21 protein-coding genes and 1 pseudogene are annotated in these 19,413 nt (G+C 41.5%); 7 read left to right on the top strand and 15 right to left on the bottom strand.

Annotated features, from left to right (window positions below):
* Positions 1–51: 51 nt before the first annotated feature.
* From ES896_RS16045 to fabL, 8 genes and pseudogenes are all read right to left on the bottom strand, one after another.
* On the bottom strand, positions 52–1,638 hold the full coding sequence (locus tag ES896_RS16045; RefSeq protein WP_135227025.1) for an ABC transporter substrate-binding protein: 1,587 nt from the start codon (positions 1,636–1,638) through the stop codon (positions 52–54).
* On the bottom strand, positions 1,613–2,590 hold the full coding sequence (locus tag ES896_RS16040) for an ABC transporter ATP-binding protein (RefSeq protein WP_135227024.1): 978 nt from the start codon (positions 2,588–2,590) through the stop codon (positions 1,613–1,615). The genes ES896_RS16045 and ES896_RS16040 overlap by 26 nt, the downstream gene beginning before the upstream one ends.
* Positions 2,559–3,581 carry an ABC transporter ATP-binding protein gene (locus ES896_RS16035; protein ID WP_135227023.1) on the bottom strand — a complete coding sequence of 341 codons (1,023 nt, stop codon included), beginning with the start codon at positions 3,579–3,581 and terminating at the stop codon, positions 2,559–2,561. The genes ES896_RS16040 and ES896_RS16035 overlap by 32 nt, the downstream gene beginning before the upstream one ends.
* Positions 3,582–3,693: 112 nt before the next feature.
* On the bottom strand, positions 3,694–5,436 hold the full coding sequence (locus tag ES896_RS16030) for an ABC transporter ATP-binding protein (RefSeq protein ID WP_041090773.1): 1,743 nt from the start codon (positions 5,434–5,436) through the stop codon (positions 3,694–3,696).
* A gap of 95 nt (positions 5,437–5,531) precedes the next feature.
* Positions 5,532–6,062 (bottom strand): nucleoside tri-diphosphate phosphatase, encoded by a 531-nt coding sequence (gene ntdP, locus ES896_RS16025; RefSeq protein ID WP_008341956.1) that lies wholly within the window; start codon positions 6,060–6,062, stop codon positions 5,532–5,534.
* A 147-nt stretch (positions 6,063–6,209) separates the two neighbouring features.
* Positions 6,210–6,470 (bottom strand): YgaB family protein, encoded by a 261-nt coding sequence (locus tag ES896_RS16020; RefSeq protein WP_035391255.1) that lies wholly within the window; start codon positions 6,468–6,470, stop codon positions 6,210–6,212.
* A gap of 174 nt (positions 6,471–6,644) precedes the next feature.
* Positions 6,645–6,794, bottom strand: a pseudogene (locus ES896_RS16015) (gamma-type small acid-soluble spore protein); the annotation flags it as partial.
* Positions 6,795–6,870: 76 nt separating this feature from the next.
* Positions 6,871–7,623: an enoyl-[acyl-carrier-protein] reductase FabL gene (gene fabL, locus ES896_RS16010; protein WP_007496726.1), complete on the bottom strand. Its 753-nt coding sequence runs from the start codon at positions 7,621–7,623 to the stop codon at positions 6,871–6,873.
* A gap of 81 nt (positions 7,624–7,704) precedes the next feature.
* Between fabL and ES896_RS16005 the strand changes: the two genes are divergently transcribed.
* Entirely contained in the window at positions 7,705–7,929 is a 225-nt protein-coding gene (locus ES896_RS16005; RefSeq protein WP_008341962.1) for a hypothetical protein, read from the top strand.
* On the opposite strand, the gene mutY is transcribed toward ES896_RS16005, so the two are convergent.
* A complete protein-coding gene (gene mutY, locus ES896_RS16000; protein WP_017366880.1) occupies positions 7,916–9,016 on the bottom strand; it encodes an A/G-specific adenine glycosylase in 1,101 nt (366 codons plus the stop codon). The genes ES896_RS16005 and mutY overlap by 14 nt on opposite strands.
* A gap of 191 nt (positions 9,017–9,207) precedes the next feature.
* On the opposite strand from mutY, the gene ES896_RS15995 reads away from it, so the two are divergent.
* Positions 9,208–10,188 (top strand): metal-dependent hydrolase, encoded by a 981-nt coding sequence (locus ES896_RS15995; RefSeq protein WP_008341965.1) that lies wholly within the window; start codon positions 9,208–9,210, stop codon positions 10,186–10,188.
* A gap of 27 nt (positions 10,189–10,215) precedes the next feature.
* On the opposite strand, the gene rsoA is transcribed toward ES896_RS15995, so the two are convergent.
* Together rsoA and ES896_RS15985 are read right to left on the bottom strand one after the other, a co-directional pair.
* Positions 10,216–10,437 carry a sigma-O factor regulator RsoA gene (rsoA, locus tag ES896_RS15990; protein ID WP_034646349.1) on the bottom strand — a complete coding sequence of 74 codons (222 nt, stop codon included), beginning with the start codon at positions 10,435–10,437 and terminating at the stop codon, positions 10,216–10,218.
* A complete protein-coding gene (locus ES896_RS15985) occupies positions 10,385–10,987 on the bottom strand; it encodes a sigma-70 family RNA polymerase sigma factor (RefSeq protein ID WP_017366877.1) in 603 nt (200 codons plus the stop codon). The genes rsoA and ES896_RS15985 overlap by 53 nt, the downstream gene beginning before the upstream one ends.
* Positions 10,988–11,153: 166 nt before the next feature.
* Here ES896_RS15985 and ES896_RS15980 point away from each other — a divergent pair, with 166 nt between their 5' ends.
* The 3 genes from ES896_RS15980 to ES896_RS15970 all read left to right on the top strand — a co-directional run bounded on the left by ES896_RS15980 (position 11,154) and on the right by ES896_RS15970 (position 13,067).
* Positions 11,154–11,318 carry a YvrJ family protein gene (locus ES896_RS15980; RefSeq protein WP_003217819.1) on the top strand — a complete coding sequence of 55 codons (165 nt, stop codon included), beginning with the start codon at positions 11,154–11,156 and terminating at the stop codon, positions 11,316–11,318.
* A gap of 94 nt (positions 11,319–11,412) precedes the next feature.
* Positions 11,413–12,576 (top strand): oxalate decarboxylase family bicupin, encoded by a 1,164-nt coding sequence (locus ES896_RS15975; protein ID WP_017358845.1) that lies wholly within the window; start codon positions 11,413–11,415, stop codon positions 12,574–12,576.
* 68 nt (positions 12,577–12,644) lie between these two features.
* A complete protein-coding gene (locus tag ES896_RS15970; protein ID WP_035391267.1) occupies positions 12,645–13,067 on the top strand; it encodes a regulatory YrvL family protein in 423 nt (140 codons plus the stop codon).
* Between the two features lie 4 nt (positions 13,068–13,071).
* Here the strand turns inward: ES896_RS15970 and ES896_RS15965 are convergent, their stop codons facing one another.
* Entirely contained in the window at positions 13,072–13,539 is a 468-nt protein-coding gene (locus tag ES896_RS15965; protein ID WP_017358843.1) for a DinB family protein, read from the bottom strand.
* Between the two features lie 206 nt (positions 13,540–13,745).
* On the opposite strand from ES896_RS15965, the gene ES896_RS15960 reads away from it, so the two are divergent.
* Positions 13,746–14,879, top strand: coding sequence for an FAD-dependent oxidoreductase (locus tag ES896_RS15960; protein WP_017358842.1), 1,134 nt, complete (start codon positions 13,746–13,748; stop codon positions 14,877–14,879).
* A 23-nt stretch (positions 14,880–14,902) separates the two neighbouring features.
* Here ES896_RS15960 and ES896_RS15955 read toward each other — a convergent pair whose 3' ends face one another.
* From ES896_RS15955 to ES896_RS15945, 3 genes are all read right to left on the bottom strand, one after another.
* A complete protein-coding gene (locus ES896_RS15955; protein WP_017358841.1) occupies positions 14,903–17,497 on the bottom strand; it encodes a YfhO family protein in 2,595 nt (864 codons plus the stop codon).
* An 87-nt stretch (positions 17,498–17,584) separates the two neighbouring features.
* The gene (locus ES896_RS15950) at positions 17,585–18,568 is read right to left on the bottom strand and encodes a glycosyltransferase family 2 protein (protein ID WP_008341983.1); all 984 of its coding nucleotides are present in this window, start codon (positions 18,566–18,568) and stop codon (positions 17,585–17,587) included.
* Between the two features lie 301 nt (positions 18,569–18,869).
* Positions 18,870–19,142, bottom strand: coding sequence for a YfhJ family protein (locus ES896_RS15945; RefSeq protein WP_017358840.1), 273 nt, complete (start codon positions 19,140–19,142; stop codon positions 18,870–18,872).
* 116 nt (positions 19,143–19,258) lie between these two features.
* Here ES896_RS15945 and ES896_RS15940 point away from each other — a divergent pair, with 116 nt between their 5' ends.
* Entirely contained in the window at positions 19,259–19,408 is a 150-nt protein-coding gene (locus ES896_RS15940; protein ID WP_003217849.1) for a small, acid-soluble spore protein K, read from the top strand.
* The last annotated feature ends 5 nt before the right edge of the window (positions 19,409–19,413 follow it).

The following is a 19,413-nucleotide window of genomic DNA, read 5'->3' as shown; positions in this document are numbered from 1 at the left end:
CCGCCTTTTCATTGTTTGGATAAGGGAGATCGAACGATCTCCCTTATTTGCTTATTCGAAATATACGTCAGTCAATGCTTCGGAACCAGTCGGATGCGGCTGGTAGCCTTTTAAATCTTTAGATGCAGCAAGCATTGGAATTGAATGGACTAATGGAATCCAAGGCGCTTCATCATGAATGATTTCTTGAGCTTCTTGATATAATTCATTTCGCTTCTTTTGATCCGTATCGGTCTGCGCTTCAATGAGGATGTCATGCATTTTATCGTTTTGGAAGAATGTATAGTTGTTGCCGCCAATACTGTCTTTATCTAATAATGTATAGATGAAATTATCAGGATCGCCATTGTCCCCTGTCCATCCTAATAAGAACACATCTGCTTCGCCTTTACTTGCTTTATCTAAATAAGTCGCCCAATCATATGTGACGATTTCGGCTTTGACACCAACTTTTTCAAAGTTTGACTGAATGACTTCAGCTACCTTCATCCCGTCTGGCATATATGGACGCGGCACAGGTATTGCCCAAAGCTTGATGCGAAAACCGTCAGGGAAGCCTGCCTCTTTCAATAGTTCTTTTGCTTTTTCCGGATCATATGGATATGGCTCAATCTCGTCATTGTAGCCTTCTAATGACGGAGGAAGTGGATTTTTTGCTGGTTCAGCAAGCCCTCCATAAAACGACTCGATGATTGATTCTTTATCAACTGCATAATTGAGTGCCTGACGAACCAACTTGTTATCAAGCGGCTTTCTAGTCACTGTCAACCCGATATAACCTACGTTCATGGATGGTCTTTCAATCAGCTGGAGCGCTTTGTCTGTTTTAATGCCATCTAAATCGGACGGATTGACGCCGTCCATTAAGTCAATTTCGCCTGTTTTAAGCGCATTTAAACGAGCAGAGTTTTCAGGAATAGAGCGGAAAATGATTTGTTTCAGTTTTGGTTTATCTTTTTGCCAGTAATCTTCGTTCTTTTCTAAGACAATACGGTCGTTCTGCTTCCATTCTTTAAACTTAAATGGTCCTGTGCCAACTGGGTTTTCTCTAAATGAATCACCGCTTTTTTCAACTGCTGCAGGACTGGCGATACCAAATGGTGACATGGCGATGTTTTTCAGAAATGTTGCTTGCGGGCGTTTGAGCTGAAATTCAATTTCATGCTCTCCTTTGACGATGATGTCTTTAATGACATGCCCTTTATCTTTTTTATAGCCGCCAAACATGCCGTAGTAAGGAAATTTTTCGGCATCTCCATTCATCCAGCGGTCAAAGTTGAATTTCACTGCTTCTGCATTAAAGTCTGTGCCATCGTGAAATTTCACACCTTCTCTTAAGTAGAACGTGTACGATTTTCCGTCCTTTGCAACATCCCATTCTGTTGCGAGGCCCGGATGGATGGTCGTGTCTTTTTCACCGTAATTCAAAAGCTTTTCAAACATATTCTCTGTGACCTTGAAGGTTTCGCCTTCTGTTGTTGTAATCGGATCAAGTGACGTAGAGTCCCCTCCTCTGCCGAATACGAGAGTGTCTTTTGTGGCTTTTTCTTCTGATGTTGATGAAGATGAACAGCCCCCTAAAAATAACGCAAGTGCTAGCACAAAAATGAAACTACTGAATAACCATGTCTTCTTCATTGTGTTCCTCCTTTTGATATAAATAGCACGCAGCTGCATGGCCTGTTTTCTCCTCATACAAAGGCGGAACAGCTTGCAAGCATTGCGCCCACCTTTTTGGACATCTTTTATAGAAAGGACAGCCATCTTCTGACACCAGGGTGGATTCTTCCGCTGACACATCCTGCGTTTCCAGCACGTGATCCATATGTGGAATGGATGTCAGAAGAAGCGATGTATAAGGATGAAGCGGCTTGTGAAATACGTCCTCCGCAGGACCCATTTCTACAATACGGCCAGCGTACATCACTGCAATTCGGTCGCTCATATACTTGACAACGCCTAGATCGTGAGAAATAAACAAGTACGTCAGAGAAAGCGTATTTTGCAATTCGAGCATTAAATTCAATATTTGCGCTTGAACCGATACATCTAAAGCGGAAACTGGCTCATCGGCAATCACAAGACTTGGATGAGTAATCAGCGCCCTAGCAATTCCAATACGCTGCCTCTGACCGCCACTGAATTGGTGCGCATAACGGTCTCCATAGGATGGGTCAAATCCAACAATGTGCAGCATCTCTTTTACACGCTTTTGTCTTTCTGCTTTTGTTCCATGTTTATGAACAATGAGCGGTTCTTCTAAAATGTCTTTGATTTTCATTCGTGGATTTAAGGAAGCATATGGATCTTGGAAAATCATTTGAATGTCTTTTCTGAAGGAACGCATGTCTCGTTCTTTCAGAAGCGTCACTTCTTTTCCTTTCATTTGGATTGAGCCAGAAGTCGGTTCGATTAATCTCATTAAGCTTTTGCCAAGGGTTGATTTCCCGCAGCCAGATTCGCCCACAATGCCGAGCGTCTCTCCTTCTTTCACATGAAAGGACACTTGATTTAAAGCCAAAGTCGTCTGTTTGTGTTTAGAAAAAAATGCCGATGTGTCATAACGCTTCGTCAGTTGATTCACTTGCAAGAGTGGGTGATTCAGTGTCTTCTCCTCCTTCCATTAGAAAACATGCAACGCGGTGATTGTATGAAATGGTTTGTAAAGATGGGTCTTTTTCAAGACATTGCGTCATTTGATATGGACAGCGTGGTGCAAATTGACAGCCGGACCGAATAGCTCCTGGCTTAGGTACATGACCCGCAATCGACATGAGTTTTTCTTTTTTCTCTTTAAATGATGGAACAGAGGCGAAAAGACCTTTCGTGTAGGGATGGAGAGGTTTTTGGAAAATACGGTCAACGGTTCCTTCTTCTACGATTCGACCGGCATACATAATCATGACACGCTGGCATATTTGCCGCACGACGCCTAAATCATGAGTAATAAATAAAATAGCGGTGTCCATCTCTTCATTTAACTTTTTGAGCAAACGAAGAATTTGTGCTTGGATGGTGACATCAAGTGCAGTCGTTGGTTCATCTGCAATCATGAGCTTTGGGTGACACAGCATCGCCATCGCAATCATCACACGCTGACGCATGCCGCCCGATAGTTCATGTGGATATTTTTTGAGTAATGACGCTGCTTGTTTCAGGCCTACCGTTTGAAGCAAATCTACCGCCTTCACTTTTGCTTCTTTTTGGCTGATGGCCTGATGTGTAAAAAGGGCTTCTGTCATTTGCTTGCCGATGGTCATGAGTGGATTGAGAGAAGTCATGGGTTCCTGGAAAATCATTGAGATGTCATTCCCTCTGACCTCTCGCCATTGTTTCTCCGAAAGTGACAGCAGGTTTTGACCTTCAAATTGTATGTGACCTGTTGTTTCTGTTTGGTGATTCAGCCCCATTAAAGACATCGATGTGATGCTTTTCCCGCAGCCAGATTCGCCCACAATACCTAAGGTTTCTCCTTTTTGAATAGAGAATGAGATGTCATGGACGATCGGTACTCTCTGCTTTTTTTGCTGAAAGGCAATGGACAGCTGTTTGACATCTAGCAATACTTCTTGTTCTTTCACATCTTCACCACCCCGTCATACTTTTTAAAATTGTATTGAGACAAGCTGGGAAATATGTCATGTTTTTGACAAGCATAAAAAAGCCTATCCGCTAGAATCGGATAGGCTTCTACTAATTTAATGTTTGAATGGTAAATAGATGGCGATAGTGGCTGTCTCGGTTCATTAATTCTTCATGTGTTCCTTTTTCCACAATCTCGCCTTGTTCCATGACCACAATGAGGTCCGCATGTGTAATCGTTGATAAACGGTGCGCAACTATAAAAGTTGTGCGATCTTTTGCCAGCTTTTGCATCGCTTCTTGAATGTAATGTTCACTTTCTAAATCAAGTGCAGACGTCGCTTCGTCTAAAATAAGCAGCGGTGGATTTTTAAGAAATACCCTTGCAATTGAAATTCGTTGTTTTTGACCGCCTGATAGCTTTACGCCACGTTCTCCTACTTTCGTGTCATATCCTTCAGGAAGAGACATGATAAAATCATGCGCATTAGCCGCTTTGGCAGCCGACACAATTTTCTCAAAGGATGCTTCCGGGTCTCCCACAGCGATATTTTCTTTAATGGTGTCACTGAATAAGAATGTATCTTGGAGGACCATCCCGACTTGATTACGCAGGCTTCTTGCCTTGTACTCTTTAATATCAATGCCGTCAATTTCGAGTGATCCGCTTGTGACATCATAAAATCTTGGAATTAAACTGACGAGTGTCGACTTCCCTCCGCCACTCATTCCTACAAGCGCAACGGTTTGACCTTTTTCTACTTTCAAGGAGATATTGTGTAAAATCTCTTCCTGTGTATGTTCGTAACGGAACGTCACATCTTTAAATTCTACCTCTCCTTTTAAGTGATTGGCTTCTTTTGCATTGGGCTTGTCTGTTACTTCATACGGTTCATCAATAAACTCAAAAATACGATCCATTGAGGCTACTGACTGAGTTAAAGTCGTCGATGAGTTAATGAGACGACGAATCGGGTTGTACATCCGGTCAATGTAGCCGACAAAGGCAATCATTGTCCCAATTGAAAGCGACCCGTTAATGACGGTATAGCCAGCAAAAGCAATGATGAGCAGCGGCGCAATGTCTGTGATCGTATTGACGACGGCGAATGTTTTGGCATTCCAATTCGTATGATTGATCGCTTTGTTTAAGAAATTTTTATTTTCATCGTGAAAATTCTCTTGTTCGTATTCTTCAATCGCAAAGCTGCGAATGACAGGCATTCCTTGTACTCGCTCATGCAGGTGCCCTTGTACCTCAGCGAGTGCCTGCGACCGCTCTTTTGTCAGTTTGCGAAGCCGTCCGTAAAAATACTTCACTGCTAACGCATACAGCGGAAAAATAATGACAGACACAATGGTGAGTTTAAGATCCAGTGTACACATAATGGCTATCACAATCAGGACGGTCATCAAATCAAGCCAAATGTTCATAAGCCCTGTGATGACAAATTCCTTTGTTTGCTCCACATCGTTGATGACCCTTGAAATAATTTCCCCTGTTCTCGTGTTGGCGTAATAACGAAGGCTTAGCTTTTGAATGTGCGAGAACAGTTTTTCCCGAATATCAAATAATACTTTACTGCCTGTCCACTGCGCATAGTATTGTCTGTAGTACTCAACAGGCGGTCTCATCACTAAAAATAATACAAGCATGATTCCCATAATAATAAAGAGAGTGGATGTTTTTTCTTCAGCCGATCCAGAGCCTTGAATGACATCATCAATGACATACTTTAAAAGCAGAGGCAATGTTAAGGGGATCGAGAACTTAATCATTCCGATCACCATTGTCAATGCAATCTGTTTTTTATACGGTGTTACAAAAGCCATGTAACGTTTTATGACCCCCATGTAAATCTCCTTCCCAATCTATCAGTGCCTCTTATCCGTACGCAATCAAAAACCTGTTGGCTTTGAAAAGCCAAACAGGTTTTAGCTGCTGTTACTTATTTTGTATAACGCAAAAAACGTTCATACCACATATCCACAAATTCTGGAGCAAACGGTCCCTTCCGCTGGTGAATCCAATGCAGTAATGTATTTAGATGCTCTCGTAAGATACTATCGATTTCTTTTGGATAATTCATCTGCCTCTTATGATCTGCATATTCATCCTCATCCAAAATATTATACGTCATGTCCGGAAAGACTTTGACATCTAAGTCGTAATCAATATACTTAATCGCCTCTTCATCTGTCGCAAAAGGAGAGCTGATGTTGCAGTAATAATACACCCCATCATCTCGAAGCATCCCAATGACATTAAACCATTGTTTTGCATGAAAATAGCAAATAGCCGGTTCTCTTGTCATCCATGTTCGGCCATCGGATTCAGTCACCATTGTTCGATCGTTTGCACCAATGATACACAATTCCGTTGCTTTCAGAATGGTGGTTTCATTCCAAATCCTGTGGATCAAGCCATTATGTTTATAGCTTTGAATTTGGATGGTTTCTCCTTCCTTGGGATAGCCCATATTTTCTCCCCTACTTTCTATAACAAACAAACCTAACAGTCCAAAGACCTAATTTCCCAACTAAACATGTCTCTATTATATTATACCGTTACATCATTAAAAAATGAAATGAAAAAGCCATTCAACCCAATTGAACGGCACACTCTTTTACATCACGGTTGAGCTCTTCTCCATTTGTTTATACGAATTGATGACTTGTTTAGTCTGTTTTGTAAATAGTGTCTGGACTTTTTGCAGTTCCTCTCGTTTCTGTTTGATTTGATCATGAAGCTTATGCCGCTCTTCCTTTTTTTCACCTTGCAGCAATTGTTTTTCTGTCTCTAAGTACAGATCAAGTTCTCCTTGTACATCGAGCAGCTGATCCATAAGCTGCATTTGTTCTTTGACAAGCTGATCGAAATCAGACATCTAACTCCTCCCTTTCCTTCGATTCCACTTTTTGTATCTATACCATTTCTTGAAAGAAGGAAGAAGTCCTTTGACTGTTTATGTAGAGGTTTTACAGGTTTTGTCGGATGGTGGAAAGAGGCAAAAAGAAAAGCACTTCATTCGTAGATGAAGTGCTTCCCTTTGTTTCAGTGATTAGCTGTTTTGTTGTTTGTTTTGCTCAGCTTTTTGGTTGTATTTTTTTACGTGCTGTGCGTCAGTCTCGCTAGCAAATTCAGTGCCATATTGACCGCCTTGTGCAGCAGCTTGGTTTTGTTTTTTCACTTGTTGTGCGTTTGTTTTGTTTTGTTGTTTATCCATCATTATCACCTCCACGCACATTAATTTGTGCAGAAGGTGTACATCTTATTCATGATTTTTTTTAAACAAGCAAAGAACGTCCGCCATCGACGATAATCGTCTGTCCTCTAATCATATCTGCTTTGCCTGATACAAGGAATTCTACACTGTCGACCATGTCTTTAATTTCCACCATACGGCCTGCTGGTGTATTTTTCTTAGCGTCTTCTAATAGCTCTTCACGATTTGGGAAGTGCTTGAGTGCATCTGTATCGATGGCGCCGCCTGATACGGCATTTACGACGATATTTTTTTGTGACAGCTCAACGGATAAGTAGCGTGTCAAAGCTTCTAGTGCTGCTTTAGATACACCTACCACCGTGTAGTTTTCAAGGTAGCGGATAGAGCCTAGTGAGCTAATGCTGACGATATGTCCGCCGCCGTTTTTCTCCATTAATTTGGCTGCTTCTTGTCCGCAGAATAACAAGGCCTTCGCATTGATATTCATAGTCCAGTCCCAATGATTTTCTTCAAGATCCATGATTGGGCGCTGAACGCCAGATGCCGCATTGTTCACAAATACGTCTAAACGGCCAAACGTTTCGTCAATTTGCTGGAACATATCTTTGATTTTCTCTGGCTGACCAACGTTGGCTTTGACAACTAATGTTTTAACACCCATCGCTTCAATTTCTTCAGCTGTTTCAAGTGCTGCTTTTTTGCTTCTTGCATAGTTAATGACAATGTCATATCCTTTTTCAGCCAGGCGAAGGGCTACTTCTTTCCCGACACCTCTACTGCTGCCTGTAATTAGTGCACATTTACGCTTGTTCATTATGGTTCATCTCCTGATTTGAATAGTTTTCGTCCATTCGCTTCACACTAATAGGAAAGTTCCTATTAGGAGGTTACATTCATGTATGTCGGACGCGATTTAAGCCAGCTTGGCATGATGTCAAAGGATCAATGGAAAGATACTGAGCTTGCTTTTTTTCATCATGCTTTCCAACAAATTTTACCTTATTTAAACGAAGAAGGGCAATCTAAGTATCGAGAAATCATTTCTGAAATTGAAAACCGCGGGGGTCTGCACCGAAATGAAGCCGATTATACCCATGGTACAACGGTTAAATATGACTAGGCTGTTCAAGTGCCATCTTCCATATTTTTTGATGTGAGACTGGCAAAGCATATGCCTCAAATTCTTCTGTTGTGACTTTTTTCAGCATCGTGTCATCAGATACAGAGGTCACACGTCCAAAGAAAACAGAAATATTCCAGATGAGGTGGGTAAATACATGTTGAATGGTGCCTTCTAAATCACCAAGTTCTGCTTGTACACCCGCTTCCTCTTTTAAGAAATCAATCAGCTGCTCTTTTTCCGTTTTTCTTCCCTTCATTGTTTCCATGTTTGGGAACTCCCATAAATTCGCAAGCAGACCTGTACTTGGACGCTTATGAATATAGAGGTGGCCTGCATCATCAAATAACACCACCGCTGCCATTGATTTCGCAGTCGGCTTTTTCTTTTTACTTTTCACCGGCAGCTCATGCTGAACGCCTTCCTCAAGTGCCGAGCAATGCATGTTTACAGGACAAATGAGGCATGCAGGAGAGGTTGGGGTGCAAATAAGCGCACCTAGCTCCATTAGCCCTTGATTGAATTCTGACGGCTTTTCCCGGGAAATGAGCTGATCAACCGCAAATTCGAAAATGTTTCTCGTTTTTGGTTTTGCAATATCATCCCATATGGACAAGATACGGGAAATGACCCTCATCACGTTGCCGTCTACCGCAGGGTATGGCTTGTTATAGGCGATACTCAGCACTGCGCCGCTCGTATACGGACCTACTCCTTTCAGCTTTGAAAATTGCTCTTTCGTATCAGGGACAACGCCCTCGTAGGATTCATATACTTCTTTCACAGCAGCCTGTAAATTACGCACTCTTGAGTAGTAGCCCAGACCTTCCCATGCTTTCATGACCTTTTCTTCATCAGCTAGTGCGAGATCTTTCACCGTCGGGAATTGCTCCATAAACCGGTTGAAGTACGGAATGACCGTATCCACTCTCGTTTGCTGGAGCATTACTTCTGATACCCAGACGCGGTATGGATCTTGATTTTCACGCCATGGAAGGGTACGTTGTTCTTTTTCATACCAATCGATTAAATCATGCTGAAAACCCGCAATATCTTTGCGGTCCAGCTTTTCTTGAATGTCTTTCATCTCTATACTCCTTCTTATCGAACCGAGAGCTAACGTTCTGAAAAGAACCTTATTTGTTGTATACTGTTTGTAGATACGTTAACATGTTACATTAAATCGGGATAAAGCAAAAGTGATTTTGCACATAGTCTTGTTGAGAAACGTATACTTTGTATGATTGTTCCTAAGCATGACAACTAGGAGGTAATCAATTGGACACTGGTACTCATGTAGTAATGGGCATTTCTCTTGGGGGACTTGCGCTTTTAGATCCAGCCGTCAGCGCAGATCCACACATGGCTCATGCCGTGATGATTGCGACTATTGCCGGCTCCCAAGCACCAGACATTGATACTGTGCTAAAACTAAAAAATAATGCAGTTTATATAAGAAATCACCGAGGATTTACTCATTCCATTCCGGCTGTACTGTTCTGGTCACTGCTGATTCCGGCTGTGATTTTCCCATTTGTGCCGGGGGCAAATTTACTTCACCTTTGGTTATGGACACTATTAGCCGTCGTGCTTCATGTGTTTGTCGATATTTTCAATGCATACGGCACACAGGCCATTCGGCCATTTTCAAAGAAGTGGGTAGCGCTAGGGATCATTAATACGTTTGATCCGTTTATCTTTTTTACACATCTTGTCGCCATTGTCGTTTGGGCGATTGGCGGGCATCCCGGCTATACGTTTATTACGCTGTATGCCGTGATTTTCTGTTATTATATCGTCAGGGTCATCATGCAGCTTCAGATTAAACGTCAGCTGCGTGCACGATTCGATGAAATTGAAGACATTATTATTTCGCCTACAATGAAGTTCAGACAATGGCGCATTGCCGTGAAATGTAAATCCTCTTTCCATGTTGGACGCAGTATGAATGGTGAGATCATCATTTTAGACACCTTTAACCGTGTGCCGGTCCCTGATACAGAGATTATGAAAATTGCCAAGCAAGACGAAAACATTTCAGCCTTTCTCTCCTTCTCCCCTGTCTACCGGTGGGAAGTGGATAAATACAAGGATCATTATGAGGTACGGTTCATTGATTTGCGCTACCGCAGCAAAGGTCACTATCCTTTTGTCGCGATCTGCCATATCGACATGGACCACCAAATCAAAAATTCCTATACCGGCTGGATTTTCAGTGAAGAAAAACTGCAAAAAAAATTAAGACTCGGCTCTGTGTGAGCGAGTCTTTTTTTGTGCTTACAACTCTTACAACTTCGTCATATATTCCACAATAAACTCCCAAAAGCCAGGTCCTTCTTGGTAAATCAGCCAGTCTACTTTTTCGATGAGTTTGATATAGAGTTCTTGTTCGAGGTCTTCCCTTTCTTGATATGCCGTGTTTTGTAGTTTCTTTTTGATCATGGGTGTGAAGGTTTCAATGAGTTCTTCCATTTCTCCATTGGTCATTTTGTCTTCGTTCACGGACATTTCCCCCTGTTTCTTCTTTTAGTTTGTTGAGCGCTTTTTTGTGGATGTTTGAGATGTTTTGTCTCGTTTCGCCTAGCCGGTCGGCTATTTCTTTCATTGTTTGACCATCGACATAGATTTGGGTTAGAACCATTTTTTGTTTTTCTGTGAGCTGCTGATAGGCCTTGTACAATCTTGGGTCTTGCAGGTGCTCCCCTAAGTCTTGTTGGTTGAAGAGCACCGCTTCATACGTATCTGTTTGAACAGGGTCTTTCACTTCTTGCGTATCAGGATGATCGAGTATGAGCGGAAAACGCTGCTGCTTTTTTTTCACTCGTTTGTCAAAGTCGACTGAAAAGATGCGGATCATTGTGGAAATATACTTGATGATGCGGATTTTTTGATAAAACTGCTTGAACTCGGAATCTAGTTTTTTCGCATTTTCTTCGTTTGGCTCTTCCATGACTTGCCTAAGCAGTTGCTGGTTTTTAGGATTGCTTAAAAATTGCTGAATGAGCGGGTGGTCAACGATTTCCTTCCATTTTGCTTTCAATAACAGCCGATAATCCATGTGCATCCTCCCCTTTGTTCTCTCTACTTGCATTAAGTGGACAAAAGTTAAAAAAAGTAAACTTTGTGAAACGGGTCTAATGGTTCATTTTCTCCCCTTTTGATTTCATATTTCTTCTTTCATACCACTTATAGAGAAGACGAGCATCCGCTGGGAGGTGAGATAAATGGAGACCTTTTTTTCGGAGGAATGGCTGAAGCAGCTTGGTCAGGCTGGCTTTCCTGCCATTTTGACGGTTTATTTGCTGACACGCTTTGAACGAAAGTTTGATGAATTAAGCAAACTCATCCAACGATTGGTCGCTGTTCAAAAAAATGATGAATCAGATTGACATCTTCTTGATTCGTTTCACCTTATGAAAGCGAGGGCGAAATGAAAGGCCTTTTGTCACCTCACACAATACGATGTTGAAAGGGGATTTTATCATGAGTGAAAAGCAAAATGGGGTACCGCAGCCGATTCGAGGAGAAAAAGGAGCAACGGTCAAAATTCCACGTAATCTCGAGCGAGACAGGCAAAACCCAGATATGCTCACGCCACCAGAAACCGATCATGGAACGGTTCCCAACATGAAATATTCTTTTTCTGATACGCACAACCGTTTAGAAAAAGGCGGCTATGCCCGCGAGGTAACGGTACGTGAACTGCCAATCTCTAAAAGTCTTGCCTCTGTGAACATGCGGCTAAAGCCTGGTGCGATTCGCGAGCTGCACTGGCATAAGGAAGCGGAGTGGGCGTACATGATTTATGGAGAAGCACGAATTACATCGGTTGATGCAGAGGGGCGGAATTTTACAGAGGATGTGACTGAGGGAGATTTATGGTACTTCCCTTCTGGCTTGCCGCACTCTATTCAAGCACTTGAACCGGGAGCTGAATTCTTGCTTGTGTTTGATGATGGTTCCTTCTCTGAAAATAGTACGTTCCAAGTGACTGATTGGCTTGCCCATACCCCAGAGGAAGTCGTTCTCCAAAACTTTGGAATGACAAAGGAGCAATTTAAGAAGCTGCCAGAGAAAGAGAAGTATATTTTCCAAAAAGGAATTCCTGGTTCCCTTGAATGTGACAAGGTGCAAACAGAGCAAGGAGAAGTTCCGAATTCCTTTAAATATGAGCTGTTAAAACAAGAGCCGATTACGTCAAGCGGTGGACAAGTGTGGATTGCGGACTCTACCAATTTTAAAGCGTCTAAAACGATTGCATCCGCTCTTGTGAAAGTTGATCCAGGTGCCATTCGTGAGCTGCACTGGCACCCAAATACGGATGAATGGCAATATTTCATTTCTGGAAAGGCACGAATGACGGTCTTTGCTTCTGATGGACATGCGAGAACCTTCAACTATCAGGCGGGAGACGTTGGCTATGTGCCATTTGCGATGGGGCATTATGTAGAAAATACAGGCGACGAACCGCTCTATTTCTTAGAAATCTTTAAGAGCGATCATTATGCAGACATTTCACTCAATCAGTGGCTTGCGGTGACACCGAAACAGCTTGTTTTGGATCATTTAGATCAAGGCGAAGAATTCTTAAAACTGCTTGATACAGAAAAACATCCTGTCATCGCTGCACCTAAAAAAGAGGATTAATTCCAACCTTCCTGCAAAAAGGCTGTCCTTTTTGCAGGTATCTTCATGTAAGGGAGTGTTGTTTATCCATGCAGCAATCTATTCACGCTTTATGGCAAGGGGTGAAATGCCTGATAGCGCTATCAGCTGTCTGTTACATATTTTTGTTGTTTTGTGTACTGTTCTTTCATTTGACGGGTGCTTTTTATCAATCGGTTTTATCGTTGCTTCTGTTTATGGGCATCTACGTTGTACTCGGGATCTCTTTTGAACATCTGGAACACGTGCTCATGTGTTTTGTTCGTAAGTGTCGGTCCAAAAAACGATCCATTGTTTTCTATACCGTTTTATTTCACCTTTTGTTTATTTGGGGTGCTGTCTATTTATCAGACGAATTGGTTGACGGCATTTTGCTGACTACTTCTGAAGAAATTCTTTTTGCGCTAAGTCTTTGGCTATTTCATTTTTTGTTTGATTATGCGACGTTTTCGTTTGATAAGGAAGCTTCGTGAGGCGCTATCGTCTTTTTGTGGAGAGCACTTGTTTGACCTGCTCCATATGATGAAGATCATGCTTAATCAAACCTTGAAAATAACTTGATAACGTCAGCTCGGTTTGACCGATCAGAAAGGGTGTAGTCCAGCGGGATGCTTCGATTTTCTTCATTTCTTGAAGCAATTTTGTTCTAACAGCAATAAATCGCCCGATCGTCTCGCTTCTCTCTTCCTTTCTTGCTCTTTCGGCTGACTGCCGGTTCATTTCATGCACATCAGGTGCCTGAGGTAACGCTTTATTGTTCCAAAATTCCTTTAGGCGATCGTCTAAAATAAATTCATCCCATGGAACGAAATGTGCGATGATCTCAGCAATGCTCCACTTTCCATCAGCGATGGCGCTACGCCATTCTTCTTCTGTTACTTTCGTTAGTGACTGTACCCATTCAAGGGTGTGTTCATAGTGTTTTATCACGGTGTCTTTGTTCATGTTTTGTTATCCCCTTCATGTTTTTAAAAGAAGTTGATCAGAAATTGGTTAGTTTCATTCTTGCGAAATCATTTATAACATATTATCATATACTTTAATTACCAAATGAAGAGGGGGAATTGTGATACGCTGTCCTATATGAAAAAGCTTATTTTTTTGCACTAAAATAAACCGACCGGTCTGTTTATAAAATAGGAGGGAAAATAATGAAATCTCAAAATGTGATCATTATCGGCAGTGGTGTAGCAGGATTGGCTACTTCTTTATTCTTAAAAAAGGCTGGAATGGAAAGTACGATTTATGAAAGCAGGTCAGATGAAGAATTAGAAACAGGAGCAGGTTTTTTACTGTCTCCGAATGGGGTAAAGATTTTGGATGAAATCGGGTGTAAAAATGAAGTGATAGCAAATGCAACCGTGATAAAGAAGCTCCAGCAAATAAACAGTGAAAATGAAGTAGAAGCGATCTTTCACAATTATAGTGAAAAATATTATGATGCTCCTTTACTGAACGTCATGAGAGACCAAATCATCAAATCACTTTTAAAAGAAGTTCACCGTCAAGGAATAGAAGTGAAATACAACAAAAAATTAATCTCAATCAAACAGCAGCCTCATACCGTTCAGGTTCTTTTTGAAGATGAAACTGAGATAACAGGTGATATTGTAATAGGAGCAGATGGAACTTTTTCTAAAACAAGAGAGGCTATTGCGTTTAATGCTAAATTAGACTATAGCGGTTTTTGGGGACTACAAGGAGTATCGTTTGTGAAGGATTTTGTATTGGATGAGGCAACAAGTTATTTTTACAATGACGGAAACTTTCAATTCATTTTTGGGAAAGCGCATCCAACAAATAAAATGAATATTTTATGGCAAGCTTTCTCTCAGTGTCCTGAGAAGTTACCTACAAAACATTTTGAGAAAGCCAATAAAGAAACCATCCGACAGTTATTATATAAACAAATGGAACATTGGAACATTCCTAAACACCTTTCTGACATCATCGATCATACTAACATGTTCTTTCCAAGAAGTATCTATGAAATAAAGGATTTTCCTGTGTGGTCAAAAGGACGTGTTGTTCTTGTAGGTGATGCGGTACATACGGCGAACCCTTTTGTTGGTCAAGGAGCATCGTATAGTCTAGAAGATGCCATGCTCATAGCAAAGATGCTAAGGGATCATGATTATCGAGATGCGTTCTATTATTATGAAAAAGATCGAAGAAAGAGGACAGAAGAATTGAATGCGCTATTTCAGCACATGAGTATTCAAAACGATATTGATAAAAAAATGAACGAATACACGATTGAATGGGATGAAGAAACTTACGTATGAGATGAAAGATAAAAAAACACCACTTATGCTGAAAAGTGGTGTTTCTTGTGTTTTCTCCGTGCATAGAGGATCGCACCGATCAAACTGACGAGTGAAATCAATGCGAGAATTCTGATATAAGGCGGATAGTAGGTTAGCACGATCTCGTTTTTTCCTTTTTCTATTGGAAAACCGATAAACGCATAATTGGCTTGTTCAATCTCGGTTTGATGGCCGTTCACCGTGAGCTCCCAGCCTTTTTCATATGGAACAGGCAGAATCATATAATCATCGCCGCGCTTGTTCTCATAAGAAATCGTAAAGCGGTTATTTTTAAGTTTCACCTGCTGGCTGCCATCATCCTGTTTTTCTTTTTCATATGCCCGCGCAAGGGTGCGGTAAGACTCATGATACAGCTTTAATTGACTCAGCTCATACGTCCCTTTTGGAACTCGTATGGAAAGGATTTTTTCCGCAGGGACTCGGATCGTCACGTCATTAACGCCTGTTTTGTAGATAGACGTATTGCTTTTGCGTGATGTGACATAGTCATCCACAGATAACTGAAACCCTTCGTTACGGTCGGTCCGCTTCACATAAAAGCTCACATACACATCCCCAGCGCGGACCATATCATCTGGAAGGGTGATATTCAGCCCACCCGTTTTCCCGTATACATCAAGCACGCCATTTTCGTATACCGCTTGTTCAGTATGAATGTTTGTATCCTTTATTCGATCAGGCGATTGGTCGATTTCAGCATTTCCTTTTTTGTTTAAGATCACACCTTGCAACATCGCATGTTCTTTATCAAGTGCTGACGCATGCTCTAGTGACTTTTCTGAATAGACGGTACTCGTTGTTCTTGCAAATGGGAGCGGGCGTGTATTTTCATACACTTCATAATGTTCGCTTTCCAATATTGGCTTAAAATAAACCGGCGGTGAGAAAGACATCGATTTGTCTCTCATATAATACTTCCCGTAGGTCAGACTGTATAAATTCGCCCTGTCCCCCATTGTTGCATACCGGCTGACACTTTCCCGTCCCATATCAATTTGCAGGTCATTCCAGTAGAAATGGAGCAGATGCTGATTCAATATACTTGAATACGCACTCATGCCTTGAAAGCCTTCAAACAATGGGGTGTTGTTGCGCACGCCGTTCATCCAATCAATCCGGGCAAGCGGATCTTCTTTTGAACGGCTTTGAATCTGCTGAATGAGCTTCATTTGCTCATGTCCAGCATACGCCTCACTATTCAGATACGTATCTGATACGCTCTTAATATTGCTTCTTTCAAATAAGTAGCCCTGCTGATACACGCCTGCTGTCAGTAAGCTCACAACGATGAGCACAGCTGAAAAGAGTCGAAGGTGCAGACGTTTTCCCGCATGTATCGAGAGGAAGAACAAACTGATCACAAGCAGTCCTATTCCAGTAAATACAACAACATCCATATTTCCCTTTGCTCGTTCTGAAAGAGCGACTGCGAGAAGGAATACAAGCCAAGCGCCTAAAACCGCACGTTTTTTCCACTTCCACTCCATTTGCGAGAAATGCTTGATGGTGATGGCTACGACTGCTCCAACTGTAAAAGCAAGAATATATTCAAATCTGTACTGCGGTGCAGAAAAACCATTAAACACGCTCGCCATCTTTGGACTGTAGTGAAAAATGATCAGCAGAACACTGATTGATGTGAACATGAAAAACCATCTGTTCCGGTAAAGCGGAACGAGAAACAGACAAATCAGAAAGATGACCGGCAATAAGTACACCCTGCTTGTAAACAGCAGATGATCATGCAGCTCAAACCAAGGAATTGCCTGTTCATACGGCGGTCTTACATTATTAAGAAAGCCGTAAACAGACGGGATAAAAAAGGCAGCACTGATCCCAAACGATAACAACGTAGAGATCGCAAGGGTCCAGAACACCTTCCAGCCTCGCTCCTCGCTTTGAAGCTTAATCATATATCTGAAGACGAGATAAATGGCTAAAAAGATAAAGTGAATGTAAGCAAAGTAAAAATTATTGATCAGCATGAGACTGCAAGCCGCAATAAACCAAGCCGGCTTGCCTGTTTTAAAAATCCGTTCAACCCCGAGCACAAGCAGCGGAAGCCACATCATGCTGTCGGTGAAAAACTCCCAAAACGTTTGATGCCGAAAGTACACAATAGACAGTCCGTAAATACCGGCACCTGTCAGCGCCCCCAGCCTATGTTGCACAATCGAAAGGAGCACACGATATGCGATGAACAGAATGACTGTCAGCTTGATCACACTCAGCCAAATAACAGCATTTGCCCAAAAGTGAATGTCTGTTGACTGTAAAAGATGAAGCGCATTTAACAGCCAGACAACAGCGACTGTGACCATAAAGACCATCGACGTTGTAAAATAATAACCTAATTGCGTATATGTACCGCCGCCTAGACCAAATTGATAGGAATAAAAGAAGTTTCCTTTGACGTATTCGTCATACAGCAGCTTTTTAAACGGGAGCATTTGCGAAATGCCATCTCCATCTCCCGTCATATATCGGCCTTGCGTATATTCATATAAGAAAAAGGAGTGTCCTAATAAAGCAAGAATGAGGCACATTCCAATGAGTATCCATCTACGTTTCATCATCTAAATCCTTTCTCCAAAAGATCCACTGTTCTTTGAAACAAAACAACCCAGCAAGCGATTCGTGCTTGCCGGTTATTTGACTCCACGTTATTTAAATAACTGCGTTAACACTCGGTCTTGTTCTTTTGAGCTCGTCTCTTGTTCCATGACATTTGATTCTTGAATTAAGTAATGCGGCCTCTTTTTCGTTTCATAGTAAATCCGGCCAATGTATTCTCCGATCACGCCTAGACTCAAAAGCTGGACACCACCGAGGAAAAGCACAGCTGAGATTAAAGTGAAATAACCCGGTACCATGATGCCCGTTCTGACGATTTGAATAAAGGTCGCCACGATGTAAATCAAAGAGAGAAATAAGATCAAAATACCCGTATAAAAACAAATACGCAGCGGGCGGTTGTTAAAGGAAATGACACCATCAATCCCGTAGTTAAATAATTTCTTCAGTGACCATTTTGTATCACCGTGCTGTCTTTCCACATTTTCATAATAGATGACCTTTTCTTCAAAGCCAATCCAGCAAAAAAGCCCTTTTGAAAAACGATTTCCCTCTTTCAGCTGAAGCAATGCGTCGATCGCTTGACGGGAAATTAAGCGGAAATCTCCTACACCATCACGCAAGTCCACTTCGACCACCTTGTTCATCACTTTATAATACATCGATGATAGGTAAGAACGAAGCTTGCTGTCCCCTTTACGGTTTCGTTTGGCAATGACTTGATGATAACCTTCTTCGTAGCCTCTAACAAAATCCTGAATCAAATACGTTGGGTGCTGCAGGTCGGCGTCCATAATGATCGCAGCTTCCCCTTTTGCATGCTCAAGACCTGCTAAAATTGCAGCTTCTTTCCCAAAGTTACGGGAAAAGGAAATGTATTTGACTTTTGCACTTTTGTGAGAGAGCTCTCTCATGTATTGAAGCGTATTGTCTTTGCTTCCATCATTCACAAAGATGATTTCAAAGTCATAATGAAAATCGCGAAACTCTTCCTCGAGTGCCTCAAAGATTCGTCTGATGTTTTCACCTTCATTGTAAGAAGGAATTATAACAGAGAGCAGTTCCCGTTCCATATCGCACCTTCTCTTCACTTTTTTCACATAGTCTGTTATGTTCATTATTCCTTTTTTGTCAGAAAACGAAACCCTTTTTTATTATCCATAAATTTCATGTATCCTTAATCGTTACATTATATCAGAGTTTTATTTCCAGTGATTTTCACCAACATGAATTTAATGTAATTTTAAGTTTATCCATTGTAAAAAGCCTGTAATTTTGATCACAGACTGGGTATTGTTTCATAAAATTGTTTGGTCATTTATATATTTTCCTGTTTGTTGAAAAAGATGAGTGGATGTGAAAAGGGCAACCCTTTTAATGAAGCAGCCCTTTGTTGTTTTGTTGCAAATGCTCATTTGCCTTCGATTGTTTATTTTGAAATAAATGCAGCTGAGCACCATAGCTTTCGATCCATTCTTGGACAATCCGTTCAGTCGTTTCCTGTCCTTTATATTTGCGGCCAGCCTTTGCATAGGTTGTTTCAAAATCACTCCAAAGGAGCTCTACCCATGTACGTGCTTCTTCATATGTGAGCATATTGTTTTTTTCCATTAGTTGTTCGGTTAATCGCTCAAAATATTGTTCCATACTGGTTCCTCCTTCATCTAGCAGAAAGTGCCTTTTTAAAAAAACCTCTTTTTTCATATACTACCCTTACGTCTTCAAAAGACGCAAATGATTTGTATTGTTTGGAGGGAATCAGTATGCGTAATAAAGCAAAGGGCTTTCCAAATCAAGTGAATCACAAGTTTGAAGGCGAACCAGGGGCCACAGATGCTTATGCGTCTAAAAGGCCGAACGGTGAGACGAATACACGTCCACAGGAACGTATGAGGGCATCAGGGAAACGCTAATTTTT

Source organism: Bacillus sp. 005/A4HT-01/001 (assembly GCF_004634445.1).
Classification (GTDB): domain Bacteria; phylum Bacillota; class Bacilli; order Bacillales; family Bacillaceae; genus Bacillus; species Bacillus altitudinis.
Note: the sequence above shows the minus strand (reverse complement) of the source record. Positions and strands in the feature narration are given on the sequence as shown.